The sequence below is a fragment of the Sulfurospirillum arsenophilum NBRC 109478 genome (assembly GCF_000813345.1).
In the GTDB taxonomy this organism is placed as follows: Bacteria; Campylobacterota; Campylobacteria; order Campylobacterales; family Sulfurospirillaceae; genus Sulfurospirillum; species Sulfurospirillum arsenophilum.
On the sequence record NZ_BBQF01000006.1, the window covers coordinates 1 to 18,826 of the forward strand.

Below are 18,826 nucleotides of genomic sequence, written 5' to 3' on the forward strand. Positions count from 1 at the left end.
TTATTAAATAACACGTTAGTAAACTCCGAAAAATAAATTACATTTACAATTAACTAACAATCCTATACCAACTCATCTTCAGCATAATCTCTTGTCGCAATTGTCCCGATAATCTCATCCCATCGCATAGGGCTTAAACCATCCCCTGGACGTTTAATGGTGATATTTTCTTCACAAAAACGTTCACCTTTGACAATAGCTTTACACGTAATGATAGATTTACGTGCAATTGGCATATTTTTTATCTCACTCTTACTCGGTTTTTTGAGCCCGTTTCCTAAAGCAATTTCAATATTTCGTATCGCTTTTATCATGGATTCTAGCTCATCTGGGTCTAGCGAAGCTTTATGGTCAGGTCCTTCCATGGTCTTATCAAGTGTAAAGTGTTTTTCTATAATCGAGGCACCCATTGCCACCGCCGCAATAGGAACTTCTATGCCATTGGTATGGTCAGAATAACCAATATCAACTTTAAAAGCTTGAGCTATCGTTTGCATGGCAAGAAGATTGACATCTTCCATAGGTGTTGGATATTCGGTATTCGCATGTAAGATCGTAATATGCTCTTTTTTAGTTCCAGCATTGATGAGCACATCTAATGCATCCTCAATCTCACCTATATCTGCCATACCTGTGGAAAGAATAATTTTTTTTTGAAGTTTCCCAATAGCTCGCAGATAAGGAAGATTGGTGATTTCTCCACTTGGAATTTTAAAGATTTCAATTCCCAAACTATCAAGTAAATCAATGCTATCATGGTCAAAAGGTGTTGATAAAAACATGATATTTTTTTGATTGCAATAAGCAATAAGCTTTTTATGCGTGTCCAAATCAAGTTCTAGCTTTTTAATCATGTCATATTGAGATTCTGCACCATCGGTTGTTTGTTTTTGATACTCAGCTTTTTGTGCTCTTTTAGAAACAAGCCTATCCGCTTTAAACGTTTGAAACTTCACAGCATCTGCCCCAGCAACACATGCCACATCAATAAGTTTTTTAGCTAACTCTAAACTACCATTATGATTGACCCCAGCTTCTGCGATGATAAAAACTTTGCTCATTTAACCACACTCCCTGCTTTTACAAAACCGCTCACTTGCGTATACTCTTTACATGTAGAATTGCTTCCATAAAAAGTAGTTTCTTTTACTTGAACACCACCATTAACAATAGCCCCCGTTGAGATATGACAATAGTCTCCAATTATTGCGTCATGCTCTATTAACGCCTTACTGTTAATAATACAATTTTTTCCTATCACAGCATTTGCATTGACCAAAGCATGGTGCATAATAATGGTACCTTCTCCAAGTCGTGAATGTTTTGAAACATACGCTAAAGGAGAAATAATCACAGGTAACGTGTACCCTAAACGTTTCAACGTTTCAAAAAGCTTGATTCTTACTTCGGATGATTTGATTTGTCCTACAGTGATAAGTGCATACTTATACTGTTTGTGTAAATCTTCCAAATCCTCATCACTTCCCAAAATTTTATAACCTAAAACCTCTTTACCTACAAGCTCTTTTTTATCAATAATTCCGACAATATCAAATTTTCCCTCTTGCTCAATGACGTCAATAACTGCGTTACAGTGTCCACCACCACCAATAAGGATAATTTTTTCTTTCATACTCTCACCGAACTAGGAATATTAACAACTCTTTCTTCAAGCCAAAGCGACTCTGATAAATCACCACACTGGCACGCTTTAAACATCTCTAATTTATTCATCAGCGTCCAAATAGGACGACTCATCACGCCATTACTATTGGTATATTCTAAAAACATATCTCTTTGCTCTTTATTTTCAAGCAAAATTGCATTAAGCCAATAATTTGACTTTGAATTTTTAGGCTCTTTGACATAGCTTATATTTGAGTCTTGAAAAAATTCTTCGTATAATTTTGCTAATGCTCTTTTATTTTCTAAAAATCCATCCAATTGCTCAAGTTGAGCGACCAAAAGAGCAGCATTTAAATTTGGCAAACGATAGTTATAGCCTATTTCATCATGTACAAATTCCCATTTATGAGGTACTTTTGCCGTAGTGGTGATATGTTTTGCTTTTTTGGCAAGAGTTTCATCATCCGTTACGACAACACCGCCACCACCACTGGTAATGATTTTATTGCCATTGAAACTAAATGCACCTACTTTACCAAAAGTGCCGGTATGTTGGCCTTTGTAGTAACTTCCAAGCGATTCTGCAGCATCTTCCACCAAAGCGATATGCCATTCATCACAAATGGCCTTTATCTCATCTATCCGACACGGATGACCAAAAGTGTGCATAGGAACACACGCTTTAATGATCTTCCCCGTCGTTTTATTAATACACTGATTCCCTTTTACTTCGGCATTTTTATTTAAAAATAGATGTAAAGCATCAGGAGATAAACCCATCGTATCCCTATCTACATCTACGAAAATAGGCGTTGCCCCACAATATGTTATAGCATTACATGTAGCGATAAATGTTAAAGGCTGCGTAATGACTTCATCATCTTTTCCAACACCCATCAAAACTAAGCTTACATGTAAAGCTGCAGTGCCATTTACCGTCGCTATGGCATACTTACTTCCTACATGTAAAGCAAATTCTTTTTCGAATCTATCGACATATGCTCCAACACTTGAGACAAATGTAGAGTCTATACAATCGTTAAGATACTTTTTCTCATTCCCTATAAAACGAGGCTCATGAAGAGGAATAAACTTTTTTGTAGCAAATGTATTTTGGATAAATTGTACTATTTTGTCATTCATTTATATGATCCATTTAAATGTTTTTATACTTTTGGTCATCTGGATTTTCAAGAAAACCACTCTTAACTACTTGGATAATTTGTCGAATACCATCTGGCACTGTTTTGGTAATCTTAAATCCTAATTCATTTTTTATTTTTTCAAAAGAAACACGATAATCTCGGGGATCTTCATTTTTTTGTACATATTTTACTTTAGCTTCTGGCAGTTGCTTTTTAATTTCATCAACAATCATTTGCTTCTGATAATTTTCATTTGTATCGCCAACATTAAATACATTAAACTCTACTTTATCAAGGTCAGCTTCAAAAACAGCTAAAACACCTCTCGACAAATCTAAAACATGACAATAAGGTCTCCAAAATTGTTCTCCAAAAATGACCAATTCTCTACCCATAGCTAACTCTTTGGTAAATTCATTAACAGTCAAGTCAAATCTAATCCTTGGAGACAATCCATACACTGTTGAAAATCTCAAACAAGTTGGTTTTGTAATATTATTACGGTTTTGAGACAAAAGATAGTTTTCAAATTCCACTTTTGTTTCTGCATAAAGCGAAACTGGTTTTAATTCTGATGTTTCATCTACATAGGCATTTGCATCTGACATTTTCCCATAATTACTACATGTTGAAGCAAAGACAAATCTTTTAACCCCCATTTTATTAGCAATATCATAAGTCAATTTTGCACCATCTACATTGATGTCTCTTGTTAAACTAGGATTTACTGCACATGCTGGATCACCAACAATAGACGCTAAATGAGCAACATAATCTATATCTTTTAAAGCGATTTTCAAATCTTCTTCATTTCTAATATCACCTTTTACAAACTCAAAGCTATTATTATTGAGTAGTTCAACAATAGACTCTCCACCAAAAGACAAATTATCAAGAACTCTTACAAAATAACCTCTTTCTAATAACAATTTTACCAATACGCTACCAATATAACCAGCGCCACCTGTTACTAAAACTTTTTTCATTCTATTCCTCTTTTTAGATTTTTATATTATGTTCTATCAATTTAAAAATTAAACTCTCTATATCTTCATCTGTATTCATATAAGCAATCCTTAGTATATTGTAATAATCTTTTATTTCTTGCGTATTATTATGCAGTAAATACAATAATTTCTCTTCAAAAAGAGCATATTCATCATCAACTAATGTCCCCAAATCATTTTCTACTGAAAAGCCTGAAATGATTTTATCTAAATTTAAATTCAATACTTTTTTACCCATGCCAAGTGCTTCAAAACCTAATGTTGAAGTATAAAACACGATGATATTTGATTTTAAAACTTCTTCGTACGAATTTTTTTCCATATCATCATCTATAAAAATCCCAGCATCTTTTAGCATAGCATCTATCTTTGAAACATCTTGATTGAGTTTTTCTCCAAACATAGACAAGTTTTTACGGTCTAATCTTGCCCGATAGCTTATTGTATATTGAGGGTAAGCTTTAGTAAAATGACATAAAAAATCTATGCACTTAAAGTAAGTTTCTGTGTTATATTCCACTAACTCTAAAGCAGATATTTGTTCAACAAACAATATGTCATAAATATTAGTTTGGATTTGTAATCTATCAATATTGAGTAAACTATTATATAACTTGAGTGATCCTACGCCAAGTTTATTTTGAGAAACCATACCCTTTTGTATTTCAATATTTTTCAAACCGAAACCAAGATAATAATCCGAATAAAGATACATATCACCCATACGATTAGAAATATATCCCTGTTTGTACCCATTTTGTAGAATCATAATTGTATCAATATTTTTTTTATAGATAAAATAACGCAAAGCACCATAGCCATTATCATCAAAACTGACCAAAACTTTTGATTTTATACAAGCAACATCCATTTCAAATATAGCAATAGCTCGATACATCCTAAACATAAGCTGTAAAATATCTAAACCTAACGTATTACAAAGTCTAAAATATAAAAAAAATCTCTTACACATACTCATAAAAATCTGCCTCGAGCTTTTTGCCAAATAATAATGATTATATTTGGCATGGGCTGGAAATAGATTATTCTTGGTATAAAAGCCCTGTCCTTCAATTTTTTCTTGTGTATCTGAAAATTTATCTTTACCACTTTTAAACGTAAGAAGAATAGCAGTCTTATAACCCTTGAGTCGCTTAAATAGCCTTTGGTAATTTTCATCGAAACCATACGAAAAACAATTGTCAAAAAGTACATCTGATGTATTTTGAGTATGAACTCTTTTCCCAAAAATTGACATTACCATAAAATATATACTTACCACGCCATAAAAAAGAGAGCTTTTGAATTTTTTTGGTGACAGAAGATAACTATTAGAACCATCATTAATAGTTGCAACCAAATAGTTTTTTATAGTATCTGCTACAATATTTTGAGGAAGCAAAAAATCTTCTTCTAAAGCACTTTCAATTTTCTCAAATTCTTTTCGATGCTGAGTATAATATTCTTCAACTTCATCATAAACCGAATATACTACTTGTCTATTCAAAATGAACATTCTCTCTTTGTTGCATTAGTCCTTCTAAAATTACCCAATCATTTGGCTCATCTATTTCATACATATTTTCTTCAGACATTTCATAAACTGCTATTTTGCCACTAAGCCTATTTTTATCCCTTAAAATATTGCCTACTTTATTGATATAAAAAGCTCCATTTTCTGCCAAAATACCATCAAAATCTTGCCTTCTAGGGCGATTTTTATAATCATAGTTGATAGGTATACCCTCAGGTGTCCAAAAAAACTTTTTTAATTTGACACACGTGAGTAAACTATCCGCCTTTTCGGCATTAAACAGTTCAAATGCCGATTTAAAATCTTCACTTGTTGTTAGCGGAGAGGTCGCTTGAACAAGAAAAAAATTATCCTCTAGTGAAAAAGTTTTTTTATGTAAAAATTCCAACATTACAGATTCTGTACTTGAAGTATCTACTGCATTTTCAACATCTCTGTCGTACACTTCAACACTTGAAAAATTAAATCCCTCAACAATTTCTTTAATCTTTTTGCAATCTGTTGCCACTACAATCTTATCAATAATCTTTGATTCCACCAAAGCTTTAATATTCCAATATAAAAGAGGTTTGCCACAAAAATCTTTTATATTTTTAAAAGGGATCGATTTACTTCCACATCTTGCTGGTATAAATGCTATATTCATAGGTGTATATCTTTTATAATACAAAGAATCACTTTTTTCATTTCTTTTATTTTCGATCGACATAAGTAACATTTCATTATTTTATCTCCATTTTAATACAATCCATTAGTTTTTAAAAATCCCATGATCTCTTTCACTTTGCCTGAAGATCCTTTTTTTGAAACAAACACTGCTTTGCTACTTTCGACAATAATTAAATCATCAACATCAATTGTAATAATAGGTTTTTGGCTACTTGTAGCAATAAAATTATTGTGCGCATTAACACTAATATGTGCACTACAACAAGTATTGTTATTGTTATCTTTTGGTAACTCATTATACAAAGATTCAAAACTACCCAAATCAGACCATTCCATATCTGCAAAAACAACTTTTATCAAAGACGATTTTTCCATTACTGCATAATCTATACTATCTTCAGGAATAGCACTCATTTTTTCTTCATTGATATAAATAGTATCTTGTAATATCTCTTTAGCTTCAAAAGCGATAAGTGAACTTTCATAAATTGTAGGGGCATATTTTTGAAGTTCTTCTAAAAAAACTCCCGCTTTAAAGCAAAAAATTCCACTATTCCAATAATAATTCCCCTGTTGTATATACTCTTTAGCTTTTTCTAAACTTGGTTTTTCTCTAAAAGAGACGACATCTTCACCATTGGATTCGATATACCCATAACCAATTTCTGGATAGTGCGGGTTAATGCCAAAAGTGACTAAATTTCCATTGGTGGCTAATTCTTTGACTCTTTTGATAACATCATCATATACTTTTTCATTTTTGATAAGATGGTCTGAGGGAGTTACCAAAACTATCTCATCAGAGGGCAAACACATACAAGCTAAAGCTATTGCAGGTGCCGTATTTCGACCTATTGGTTCAACTAAAATTTTACCTATCAGCGTTTGTCCTAATTCAGCTTTGATAATACCTAGTTGTTCTTTGTTGGCTACGAGAAAAATACTATCACATATTTGCCTATTTCGCTTTAGCGTTTTATCAAATAACGACTCTGTTTTTTGTGTCTCTTCGTTGTAAAAAAATTTAATAAACTGCTTTGGCATACATCTATGACTTATAGGCCAAAGTCTCGTTCCGCTACCGCCACATAAAATAATATTGGTCAAAATACCATCCTAAAAAGAGTTGCCATCTTTATTTCTTCGCATATCCGCTTCAACCATAAGGTAACACAACTCTTCTAATGTCGTTTTTGCTTCCCAGTTTAACTCTTTTTTCGCTTTAGACGCATCGCCTATTAACAAATCTACCTCTGCAGGTCTATAAAATTTTGGATTTACTCGAGCAACTTCTTTGCCAGTCTTGACATCAATTGCGATTTCATTTTCATCTTTTCCACGAAAATCCAAAGCTATATCAGCAGCCTTAAACGCCATTGTTAAAAAGTCTCTGACTGATTCTGTTCTATTGGTCGCCAAAATATAGGTATCTGGAGTTGGTGCTTGTAGCATCAAATGCATTCCCTCGACATAATCCTTCGCATAACCCCAATCTCTTTTTGCGTCCAAATTGCCTAATTCTAAACAATCTTGTAACCCTAGCTTTATTTTTGCAACACTATCAGTAATTTTTCGTGTGACAAACTCTTTCCCTCTTAGTGGAGATTCATGGTTAAAAAGTATTCCGCTTGCACCAAAAATATTGTAAGATTCACGATAATTTATAGTCATCCAATGGGCATAAAGCTTTGCCACACCATAAGGACTTCTTGGATAAAAGGGTGTTTTTTCAGTTTGTGGAACTTCTTGAACTTTTCCAAACATTTCAGATGTTGAAGCCTGGTAAAATTTAATTTTATGATTAACAAGCCTAATAGCTTCTAATAAATGTACTGCACCAAGGCCTGAAATATGCGATGTAGTCAAAGGTTGTTCAAAAGAAACTGCAACAAAACTCTGAGCAGCAAGATTGTAGACTTCATCTGGACGGATAGTATCAATCAATCTCATAGAATTGGCTTGATCAGTCAAATCATATTCAACTAATTTTAGATTTTCATGACCTTTGATTCCAAGTTCTTCAATTCTCCAAAAATTTTCAGAACTGGTTCGTCTATAAGTTCCATAAACTTCATATCCCTTATTAAGGAGAAGCTGACTAAGGTATGCTCCATCTTGCCCTGTAATACCAGTTACAATTGCTTTTTTCATAAATTATCCTAATATATTATAATTTTCCAGCGTACTTTTTCAATCGCTTCATACATTCGTACGTTCCAGCACCTTCATGCAAATGCCCACTCCATATCTCAGAAACCCAAGAGAATTGATAGTTTTCCATCTCTGAGAATAGCCCATCAAAGTCTATGCAACCTTCATCTATTTGGACACCTTCTCCATTATTGCCATAAGCATCAGAGATATGAACATGCCCAACAAAAGGCATAATTTTTTTAGTATATTCTTTTAAATCCACATTAAACAAATTGCAATAAAGTTGCGCATGACATACATCATATGTCATCTTAAAACCAAAATGATTACAAAATAACTCCATATCATCTGCTAACATAAAGCCATGCTGAAACCACTCTCCACCCAAATACCAAGGACGAGGAGGCAAGTTTTCTGGCAAAATATCTATTTTATCTTTATCAAAACGTAATTTTTCAAAATTTCTTATAGCTTCTTCTGTTAAAAATCGTGTATCACAAAGCTCTTTTTGATTTAAAAACATTCCACCAAGATGAACTACCATTTTAGGTTTTGCATTTGGGAAATACTTCGATAATTCTAAAGTTTTTTCTATGCTTCTCTGAATAATATCGAGAGATTCGTCAACAATTGCTTTGTCTTGTGAGCATATATCAACAAGTTTTCTATTGAAAATCTCAGGTGCATGTAAAATCATTTGTGAATTTGAAATCTTACTAGGTCTAAAATCAACATTTAAATCTGTTTCTGAACAGTGAAATTCAACAATTGGACTATTTAAAACGCGGTATTTTTCATAATCATGAAATCTACATTTTATTCCCCAATCTTTGGTAAAAGAGAATTTTTCCCACTCTTCTATTTTGACAATATCTCCAAAATCTGTACTATTAATATAACAATCTTTCTTTACTTCATTTCTAAGAACTTTCCCAAAATAGTCCTCTATCTCATGAGAAAAAATACCTTTTCCTGGTGATTTAAACACTACATCATTTCTAATAAGCACATGTCCTACAGGTAAGTCTCTTATCGGTACTGCTGATTTTGCAAAGGCCTCTTTATTTAAAATTTCTGCTTGATTAACAACTTTTTTTGAAGTCAATGCACTCTCAAGTGACCTAATCTCTTCAACCATCTGCTTAAATTCAGCAGGAAGGATAGAAGCTTTATGATCTGGCCCAGCTTGATTTTGATCAAATGTAATATGTTTTTCAATTACCTTAAAGCCCATAGCGACACATGCTACTGGTATAAAAACACCTCTTTCATGTCCAGAATAACCTGCAACAAAGCCTGAAATCTCTTGCAAAACATCTACAAATTTTAAATTTAGATTTTCATAGGGTGCTGGATAGGTAGATTGTGATAGTAAAAACATATATTTAACCATATTTTTTTTGTACAGTATGGCACATTTTCGTATATCTTTTTCTTCCCACATTCCCGTAGAAATAAGTAATGGTCGACCATAAGAGTTTGCTTTTTTTATTAATTCGATATTGGTCATATCAGCAGAAGCAATTTTAAAACCACTGACACCTAATTCACCTACAAAATCTGCAGACTTTTCATCAAAAGGTGTAATAATTAAATCAATCTTTTGCTCATTACAATACACTCTAATCTTACGATAATCTTCATGACTTAATTCACAATCCCGTAGCAACGGAATAAGATATTCAAAATTCCACTCTTCACTATTGGCATCATTCAAAATCTTTTCTGAATAGATCGCCTCTAAATCTCTTTTCTGAAATTTAACTGCATCTGCCCCAGCCAATACAGAAGCGTCAATAAGCTTGATAGCCTCTTCGAAACTGCCATTATGATTAATGCCAATTTCTGCAATAATATAGCTTTTAGTCTCTTCGTTATTAAAAATTTTATCCAATTTACCACTGTTATAATAGTTCACTTTTGAATCCTGCCATATTTGTCTTCGTATCTAATAATATCATCTTCACCAAAATATTCGCCCAATTGAACTTCGGTAATGATCAGGTTTTGAGAATTAGAAACATTTTTTATTTTATGCTTACACCCAGTAGGAATATAGATATATCTACCCGTTTCTGCAAGAAATTTAGACTCCTCTAAAGTTATCTCAGCAAAGCCTTTAGTGATAATCCAATGCTCTTCTCTTTGCTTATGTTTTTGAAGGCTTAACTCTTCATTGGGAAACAATGTAACGACTTTTGACTGTACATGTTGTGCTAAAAGCGTACTCTTATAAAAGCCCCAAGGCTTGGAAACAATTTCATAGTCAAGCTCTTCTTCTTCTATATTTGCCACTTGCAATAAATCAAAAGCATAATCTTTTAACAACATAATATGAAATTGCTTTTTGGTGATGACATTGATAAGTTTATTCTCCTTGTCAACTATGGGAATAAAGGTAATTTTTTCAGATTTAAAAAGCTCTATAAGAGTATTAAAATCATCATCAAGAGTAATTTTAATGATATCTTGGTTGTAAGCAATCTCTTTATTTAAATTATGCCCATCAATAAGTAACCTTCTGATATCTCCATCTGTTAAAATACCTACTAAAGCGTTATGATCATCGACAATTAAAAGAAACTTCTTCCTATTCAAATCTATTCGCTTGATAGCTTCTATAACTGTAGCATAACAACTAATGGTAAGATTTTTAAGCATCTATCACATAACCTTTTATAAAATTTATTTACTATTTAAAGTCAAACGGCCATTCACTAACGTGTATATTTTTTCGCATCGCTGTATTGTACTTAATCTATGAGCTATAATAATAAGTGTCTTATTGTTGCTAACATCATAAATCTCGTCCATAATTTGTATCTCAGTTGCATCATCAAGTGCAGAAGTAGCCTCATCGAGAACCAATATTTCAGGGTCATCATACAATGCTCTTGCAATAGCAATGCGTTGTTTTTGGCCACCGCTAAGCATGATCCCCCCTTCGCCAACAGGAGTATCTGCGCCTTCTTTAGTTTGTAAAAAATCATATATTTTTGCTTTTTTAAGACACTCATCTACTTTAACTTTGTCATAATCTCCAGAAAAAGCTATGTTTTGACCTACTGTACCATCAAAGAGATAAACTGACTGAGGAATATAGCCTATTTTCCTTCTCCATGATTTGACATTTGAATATTCTAAATTTACATTATCAATCTTAATATTACCATTCACAGGTCTATATAAGCCTATGATTAGATCAACTAATGTACTTTTCCCACCACCGCTTTCACCAACAAAGGCAATTTTTTCTCCTTTGATGATTGTAAGACTAATATCATCAAGAACTATTCTACTTTTTTCATATTCAAAGCATATATTCTGCAATTCTATTTTGTGATTAAAATAAATCTCTTCGTCCCCTAAATTTTCACTATCATACATCAAATCATTATGAATGATTTCCAATGCTTTATAGTTAAACATAATAATATTATAACTTGTTGTAATTCTATTTACTGAAGGGAGCATCCTATAAAGTGATAAAACAAACATTGATAACATAGAGAGAGCTTCTCCAATATTACCTTGATTTTTCCATATCATATACATAATAATAGAGATGATAATACTAAATCCTATTGCTTCTAGTAAAAGCCTCGGCACTTGTAGAAGTGTTTGTGATTTAATATTTGCCTGAGCATGGCCATGACTTGATTTTTCAAACTCCTCAAGCACCATTTTATCGTTAGATTTTAATTTTAAAATCTTAAAATTTCCAAAGCTCTTATTGATAATCTCATAAAAGAGTCGTTGAAGTTCTGCCCTTCGAAAGCCTTCTTTTTTCATTCTTACAGAAACTGTTTTCAACATTATGACTGCATTAATCCATAAAACAACAGTCATTGCTAATGTCACTTGATAATCAACCCATAACATCATCATATAGATAAAAATAACGATGAGTACTTCACTCATCATAAATACACATGAAGAAAGGAGATTTGTAAAGCCAGATGCTTCACTTATTATTGACTTTGTAAGTGTAGAGGAATTTTTGGTAACAAAATTTTTATATGGCATTCCCATATAATTTTCAAAAAGTCTATAAGCCAAAAGGTGGTATCTACCTTGTGAAAATTTTGCTAGCTGGTAGGTGTATACAATATTGATAGCACTTCTGGCAATATAGAAGAGAATCAGGAGGCCTCCAAATGCCATTACAAAATTAATATTACTCATAAAACCATAGGTATCATAGATATAACTATAGTAGCGGTTATTGTGAATTGTATCAAAATTCATCACTACCGATAAAAAAGGCATTATGACGGAAATCCCCAATGTCTCAATTATTGAAATGAAAATAGAAAATAAAAAAAGTATTGAGAGGTATGTTTTGTCTTTTTTTGTCAAGATATCTTTTAACTTGGAAAGTATATTTTTCATATTTAATCTTACAACCTTATACCACGACATATCATATATTTTATACTATTACGTAATTCCAACAACTTACAAATTTATATGTATCTTAAAAAAATCCACATACCAATCAATAAATTTATCAATTCCTTCTTGAATTGGTGTCGCAGGCTGATAGCCTAAATCCGCTACAAGATCGCTCACGTCAGCATAGGTAGCGGGTACATCACCTGCTTGAAGAGGTAAAAAGTTTTTCACAATCTCTTTGCCTAGTTTTTTCTCAATTGCACTGATAAAATCCATTAATTTCACAGGATTATTATTGCCTATGTTATAAACCTTGTAAGGCGCAGACGAAGTAGAAACTCTACCCTCTTTTCCATTCCATGTTGGATCACTTTTGGAAGGATTATCAATAACACGTATAACTCCCTCAACAATATCATCAATATACGTAAAATCTCGGTACATCTCACCATGGTTAAACACATCAATAGCCTTACCTTCTAAGGCCGCTTTTGTAAATAAGAACAGAGCCATATCAGGTCTTCCCCATGGGCCATAAACGGTAAAGAAACGAAGGCCAGTCGTTGCTATACCAAAGAGATGACTATAGGTGTGCGCCATCAGTTCATTTGATTTTTTACTTGCGGCATAAAGACTAATAGGGTGATCGACGTTATGATCTGTGGAAAAAGGGAGTGTTTCATTAAGTCCATACACAGACGAACTACTGGCATAACATAGATTTTTAACATTATAATGTCTGCAACATTCTAATATGTTCATAAATCCAATGATATTGCTATCAATATAAGCCTGTGGATTGGTAAGGCTATAACGTACTCCTGCTTGCGCAGCAAGATTACATACGGCATCAAACTTTTCAGATTCAAAAAGCTTGATCATTGCTTCTTTATCTTCAAGGTTTATTTTTATAAAGTGATAGTTTGGATGTATTGAAGATTTGAGCAAAACACCATAAGGAATACTTTTACCTTCTTCAAGGCTATTGATAATCCCACTTCTTTGAAGTCTTCCATATTTAACATTTTGGTCGTAATAGTCATTGATATTATCAAGTCCCACAACTTCATCGCCTCTGGCTAAAAGTTTTAATGCCAAATGGCTTCCAATAAATCCTGCCGTTCCTGTTATAAGGATTTTCATAAAATTTTGCTCCTAAGAATCACTGTTAAATATGTCTCGTGTAAAAACTTTGTCATCAACATCCAAAAGAGCACTACTCAATCGATTTGCAATAATGATGTCACTTATTTTTTTAAATTCTTCTAAATCTTTAATGACCCTTGATTTATAAAACTCATTTGCTTCAATCACAGGTTCATAGACGACAACTTCAATACCTTTAGCTTTGATACGCTTCATCACACCTTGAATGGCAGAACTGCGAAAATTATCGCTTCCGCTTTTCATGACCAAGCGATACACACCAACAACTTTTGGATTCTGCTTAATAATACTGTCTGCAATAAAATCTTTTCGGGTTGTGTTGGATTTAACAATAGCTTCAATAAGGTTCGATGGGACTTCCGCATAATTGGCTAAAAGCTGTTTGGTATCTTTAGGAAGGCAGTATCCACCGTATCCAAAGGATGGATTATTGTAAAAATTCCCAATACGAGGGTCTAAACAAACCCCTTCAATGATCTCTTTCGTGTTAAGCCCATGACTTAGCGCATACGTGTCTAGTTCATTGAAATAAGCAACACGCATAGCAAGATACGTGTTAGCAAAAAGCTTTATAGCCTCCGCTTCAGTAGATTCCGTATAAACAATAGGAATCTCTTTTTTGATAGCACCTTCCACAAGTAATTCAGCAAAACGCGTTGCACGTTCACTTTTTTCGCCAATAACAATACGGGAAGGATATAAATTATCATAGAGAGCTTTACCTTCACGTAAAAATTCAGGGGCAAAGAAAATATTATCAACACCAAACTGGGCTTTAAGTTTTTTGATATACCCAACAGGAATAGTTGATTTTACAACCATTGTTGTTTGAGTGTTATACGCAAGAATATCTTTAACAACACTTTCAATTGAGCGTGTATTAAAATAGTTCGTGTCAATATCATAATCGGTAGGAGTTGCAATAATAACAAATTCAGCATCTTTATAGGCTTCATGCTTATCCAGAGTTGCTCTAAAATTCAGAGGCTTATTCTTAAGATACTCCTCGATCTCTTTATCTTCAATCGGAGCAATTTTTTGATTAATCATTGCCACTTTTTCAGGCACAATGTCAAGGGCAACTACTTCATGGTTCTGTGCCAGCAAAATACCATTTGAAAGCCCTACATAACCTGTTCCAACGATTGCTATTTTCATTATAATCTTGCGTCTACCAATGATTTTGGTAAAAATGATTTAATATCATAAACAACTTGATGCTCATTTTTCGTAATATTTATCGTATTAAATTCTTTGTGAGAAACGGCTAGCACAAGCGCATCATAGGTATTCAAGGCTGGTAATTCTGCCAACAACTCCAAATTATATTCGTGCTTGACCTCTTTTGCATCTGCCCAAGGATCATAGATAGCTATCTGCACACCAAATTCTTGAAGTTCTCTGATAACATCAATCACTCGAGAGTTACGAATATCAGGGCAATTTTCTTTAAAAGTAATGCCTAAAATCAAAACCTTTGAACCTTCAATTTTATGCCCTTTTTTAATCATCAATTTGATCACTTGATTGGCAACGTAAATGCCCATATTGTCATTGAGTCTACGTCCTGCTAAAATAATCTCTGAGTTATAACCTACTTCTTGTGCTTTATGTGTTAAGTAATAAGGATCAACCCCTATACAGTGGCCGCCAACAAGACCTGGGCGGAAAGGAAGAAAATTCCACTTTGTTCCTGCAGCTTCCAAAACTTCATTAGTATCAATCCCCAAACGACTAAAGATGATAGAAAGTTCATTGATAAAAGCAATATTAATATCACGTTGAGAATTTTCAATAACTTTAGCGGCTTCTGCCACTTTAATACATGAAGCTTTATGGGTACCTGCTGTGATAATACTTCGATATAATGCATCTACTTTATCCGCAATAGCGGGTGTTGAGCCTGATGTTACTTTAAGAATTTTAGTCACAGTATGCGTTTTATCACCAGGATTAATGCGTTCAGGAGAATAACCGCAGAAAAAATCAATATTAAATTTCAAACCTGAAAATTTTTCAAGAATAGGAACACAATCGTCTTCCGTAGCACCTGGATAAACCGTACTTTCATAAATAACAATATCATTTTTTTTAAGCACTTTTCCAACAGTTTCACTTGCCTTAATAAGAGGTGTCAAGTCTGGACGCTTGTTTTTATCAATGGGTGTCGGAACGGTAACAATAAAAATATTGCAGGCACGAAGTGTTTCAAGGTTGGTGGTAAATTCCATATTATGAGCAATCGCTTCTTTCACTTCAGCTTCAGTAAGTTCAAGTGTACGATCATAGCCTCGTTTAAGCTCATCGATGCGTGTTTGAAAAATATCAAAACCAACAACAGAATATTTTTTTGCAAATTCAACGGCTAAAGGAAGCCCTACATATCCTAGTCCAATTACTGCTATTTTATCCATTATTGACCTTTGTTATATCTCTTCTTTGATTCTTAAATAAACAGGAAAACGTGGCTTTCCACCTTTGGTAATCTCTTGAAATTTATAAGTAATTTTTTGTCCAATCGCAGGGGGATTCTTACGATCCTGATCGTTAAAACCTGTGCCAATATCGAACAAAACACCTTCATCGTTTTTACATGTAAGTGAGCCAAAAAGATTTTTGTACTTTCCCTCACCTTTATGATGCTCTACCACTTCACACTCTGCATCTTGAAAGCTTTTCAATTTGAGAGCATTAGGGTCGCGTTTTGTCACATACTTTGAATCAGGATTACGAACAACAACACCTTCACCGCCACCTTTTTCGATCTCTCTCAAAAAGCTTCTAAGATGTTCTTCATTTTCACATGTAATCTGTTTGGCAATTCTTAAATAATCCGCTTGATTAAGTTTGAGATAATACTCTAACTTCACTAAGCGTTGAATTAAACCTCCATTTTCACTGGGGACATCAAACGCATAAAAAGCAATGTTTTTCCACCCATCATGCGGCTCTTTTTTCTTCACTATGGAGATAATATTCTCAAAATCGCCTCGTTTACTCCACAATTCACCATCCACAGCAAAAGGAGGAAAACCTTCCGTAAACCAAGCAGGAGCAGAGAGTTCAAAACCACCTCTGGAAATGAGCTTTTGTCCATCCCAATACGCTCTTACCCCATCCATTTTTTCACTCATAAGCCACCCAGAAACATCTTGTCCTTCCCACTCTTTGAGCAACATCAGCTCAGGTTTGGCCGCAAATGTTAAGCTTACAAGTATTAACCAAAGAGTAATAAGCCGTCTCATCTACGCTTCTAGCTTATATTTTTCGAGATACCAAATGATGGTTTTAAGAATGCCACTTTCAAAGTTTTCTTCCGCTTCCCAGCCCAATTTTGTCTCTATTTTTGTGGCATCGATGGCATAACGTCTATCATGCCCTGCTCTATCTTCCACGAAAGTAATTAACTCTTTGTAGGAAGTTTTTTTAGGTTTTAGAGTATCAAGTATTTCGCAAATTTTATGGGCGATATAAAGATTGTCTCGCTCATTTCTACCACCAATATTATAGGTTTCACCCGAGTTGCCTTCATGAAAAACCAGATCTATCCCTTTGCAGTGATCTAAGACATAGAGCCAATCACGAATATTTTTACCATCGCCATAAATAGGAATTTTTTGATGACTAAGTGCTTTACGAATAATCGTAGGAATAAGTTTTTCATCATGTTGTTTCGGTCCATAATTATTGGAGCAGTTCGTAATGACAGTGTTCATACCATACGTATGATGATAAGCACGTACAATCATATCACTTCCCGCTTTTGAAGCCGAATAAGGAGAGTTAGGTGCATAAGAGGTCATTTCAGTGAATAAGCCCGTAGCTCCTAATGTGCCATAGACCTCATCGGTAGAAATATGATGAAAACGACACTCCTCATACCCTTCTAAATGTACAAAAGGTTTCTCCATCCAATTCTTGTACGCAACATCAATGAGTGTAAACGTTCCATTGACATTGGTCTCTATAAAAACGCCTGGATTTTTAATGGAGTTGTCAACATGGGATTCTGCGGCAAAGTGAATCACCCCTTGAATATTATAATCTTCAAAAATCGATTCAACCAATGTTCGATCGCAAATATCGCCTTGAACAAACGTATAGCGTTCACTGTTTTGCACTTCAACGAGATTATCTAAATTGCCTGCATAGGTTAAAAGATCCAGATTCACGAGATGATAATCGGGGTATTTTTCGAGAAAATAAGGCACAAAATTAGAGCCAATAAAGCCCGCACATCCAGTCACTAAAACATGTTTCTTATTCATTTAACCAAATCCTTTAGATACTCTCCATAACCGTTTTTACTAAGAGGCTTTGCGATCTCTAAGACTTGCTCTTTGTTTATCCAGCCATAGTTATAAGCGATCTCTTCCAAACAAGCGATCTTATACCCTTGTCGTTTCTCAATAGTTTGCACAAACATTCCAGCTTCAATTAAACTATCATGTGTTCCTGTATCAAGCCATGCAAAACCACGACCCAACACCTCAACTTGGAGATTTCCTCGGTTGAGATAAGCTTCATTCACCGATGTTATTTCAAGTTCACCTCGCTCTGAAGGTTTAACAGCTTTTGCAATCTCAATGACGCTATTGTCATAAAAATAGAGCCCTGTAACCGCAAAATTTGATTTTGGATTTTTAGGTTTTTCTTCAATGCTAATTGCTTTTTGATTTTCATCAAATTCTACTACGCCAAAACGCTGTGGATCTTTGACTTGATAACCAAAAACAATCGCACCTTTTTCCAATTTAGCTGAGCTTTGAAGCAATGGAGTAAAGCCTTGACCATAGAAGATGTTATCACCCAAGATCAAGCAGACACTATCATCACCTATAAACTCTTCCCCCAAAATAAACGCTTGCGCAAGTCCATCAGGACTTGGCTGAATTTTATAAGAAAGGGAAATGCCCCAACGAGAACCATCACCCAAAAGCTCTTCAAATTTACCAATATCATGGGGTGTCGAGATAATAAGTATCTCTCGAATTCCTGCGAGCATCAGTACTGAAAGGGGATAATAGATCATCGGTTTATCGTAAATTGGCAACAGTTGTTTGCTAATCGATTGGGTTACAGGATAAAGCCTTGTTCCGCTTCCTCCTGCTAGGATGATCCCTTTCATG

Annotated in this window: 17 protein-coding genes; all 17 read right to left on the minus strand. The window is 34.0% G+C overall.

Going from position 1 to position 18,826, the window contains the following annotated elements; all coding sequences use genetic code 11:
* Window positions 1-62: 62 nt before the first annotated feature.
* Entirely contained in the window at window positions 63-1,061 is a 999-nt protein-coding gene (gene neuB / locus SAR02S_RS12475; protein ID WP_041960227.1) for an N-acetylneuraminate synthase, read from the minus strand.
* On the minus strand, window positions 1,058-1,633 hold the full coding sequence (locus tag SAR02S_RS12480; protein ID WP_041960228.1) for an acetyltransferase: 576 nt from the start codon (window positions 1,631-1,633) through the stop codon (window positions 1,058-1,060). The genes neuB and SAR02S_RS12480 overlap by 4 nt, the downstream gene beginning before the upstream one ends.
* The gene (locus SAR02S_RS12485; protein ID WP_041960229.1) at window positions 1,630-2,769 is read right to left on the minus strand and encodes a LegC family aminotransferase; all 1,140 of its coding nucleotides are present in this window, start codon (window positions 2,767-2,769) and stop codon (window positions 1,630-1,632) included. Before SAR02S_RS12485 ends, SAR02S_RS12480 begins: the two co-directional genes overlap by 4 nt.
* A 13-nt stretch (window positions 2,770-2,782) precedes the next feature.
* Window positions 2,783-3,757: an NAD-dependent epimerase/dehydratase family protein gene (locus SAR02S_RS12490; protein ID WP_041960230.1), complete on the minus strand. Its 975-nt coding sequence runs from the start codon at window positions 3,755-3,757 to the stop codon at window positions 2,783-2,785.
* Window positions 3,758-3,770: 13 nt separating this feature from the next.
* Window positions 3,771-5,285 (minus strand): hypothetical protein, encoded by a 1,515-nt coding sequence (locus SAR02S_RS12495; protein ID WP_156961481.1) that lies wholly within the window; start codon window positions 5,283-5,285, stop codon window positions 3,771-3,773.
* Entirely contained in the window at window positions 5,278-5,958 is a 681-nt protein-coding gene (locus SAR02S_RS12500; protein ID WP_156961482.1) for an acylneuraminate cytidylyltransferase family protein, read from the minus strand. The genes SAR02S_RS12495 and SAR02S_RS12500 overlap by 8 nt, the downstream gene beginning before the upstream one ends.
* A gap of 92 nt (window positions 5,959-6,050) precedes the next feature.
* Window positions 6,051-7,088, minus strand: coding sequence for a mannose-1-phosphate guanylyltransferase (locus SAR02S_RS12505; RefSeq protein WP_052433641.1), 1,038 nt, complete (start codon window positions 7,086-7,088; stop codon window positions 6,051-6,053).
* Window positions 7,089-7,097: 9 nt separating this feature from the next.
* On the minus strand, window positions 7,098-8,132 hold the full coding sequence (gene gmd, locus SAR02S_RS12510) for a GDP-mannose 4,6-dehydratase (RefSeq protein WP_041960234.1): 1,035 nt from the start codon (window positions 8,130-8,132) through the stop codon (window positions 7,098-7,100).
* A gap of 16 nt (window positions 8,133-8,148) precedes the next feature.
* Complete coding sequence (locus SAR02S_RS12515) at window positions 8,149-10,053, minus strand: N-acetylneuraminate synthase family protein (protein ID WP_041960236.1); 1,905 nt, start codon at window positions 10,051-10,053, stop codon at window positions 8,149-8,151.
* The gene (locus SAR02S_RS13310) at window positions 10,050-10,796 is read right to left on the minus strand and encodes a CBS domain-containing protein (protein ID WP_052433642.1); all 747 of its coding nucleotides are present in this window, start codon (window positions 10,794-10,796) and stop codon (window positions 10,050-10,052) included. The genes SAR02S_RS12515 and SAR02S_RS13310 overlap by 4 nt, the downstream gene beginning before the upstream one ends.
* A 24-nt stretch (window positions 10,797-10,820) precedes the next feature.
* Window positions 10,821-12,527, minus strand: coding sequence for an ABC transporter ATP-binding protein/permease (locus SAR02S_RS12525; RefSeq protein WP_041960238.1), 1,707 nt, complete (start codon window positions 12,525-12,527; stop codon window positions 10,821-10,823).
* A 66-nt stretch (window positions 12,528-12,593) separates the two neighbouring features.
* Entirely contained in the window at window positions 12,594-13,673 is a 1,080-nt protein-coding gene (locus SAR02S_RS12530) for an NAD-dependent epimerase (RefSeq protein ID WP_041960240.1), read from the minus strand.
* A 12-nt stretch (window positions 13,674-13,685) separates the two neighbouring features.
* Window positions 13,686-14,855 carry a nucleotide sugar dehydrogenase gene (locus tag SAR02S_RS12535; protein WP_041960242.1) on the minus strand — a complete coding sequence of 390 codons (1,170 nt, stop codon included), beginning with the start codon at window positions 14,853-14,855 and terminating at the stop codon, window positions 13,686-13,688.
* Complete coding sequence (gene tviB / locus SAR02S_RS12540; protein ID WP_041960244.1) at window positions 14,855-16,111, minus strand: Vi polysaccharide biosynthesis UDP-N-acetylglucosamine C-6 dehydrogenase TviB; 1,257 nt, start codon at window positions 16,109-16,111, stop codon at window positions 14,855-14,857. Before tviB ends, SAR02S_RS12535 begins: the two co-directional genes overlap by 1 nt.
* 12 nt (window positions 16,112-16,123) lie before the next feature.
* Window positions 16,124-16,942, minus strand: coding sequence for a DNA ligase (locus tag SAR02S_RS12545; protein ID WP_041960246.1), 819 nt, complete (start codon window positions 16,940-16,942; stop codon window positions 16,124-16,126).
* Window positions 16,943-17,965, minus strand: coding sequence for a dTDP-glucose 4,6-dehydratase (gene rfbB, locus SAR02S_RS12550; protein WP_041960248.1), 1,023 nt, complete (start codon window positions 17,963-17,965; stop codon window positions 16,943-16,945).
* Window positions 17,962-18,825, minus strand: a complete 864-nt coding sequence (gene rfbA / locus SAR02S_RS12555) for a glucose-1-phosphate thymidylyltransferase RfbA (RefSeq protein ID WP_041960250.1) — start codon at window positions 18,823-18,825, stop codon at window positions 17,962-17,964. The genes rfbB and rfbA overlap by 4 nt, the downstream gene beginning before the upstream one ends.
* Window position 18,826 lies beyond the last annotated feature (1 nt).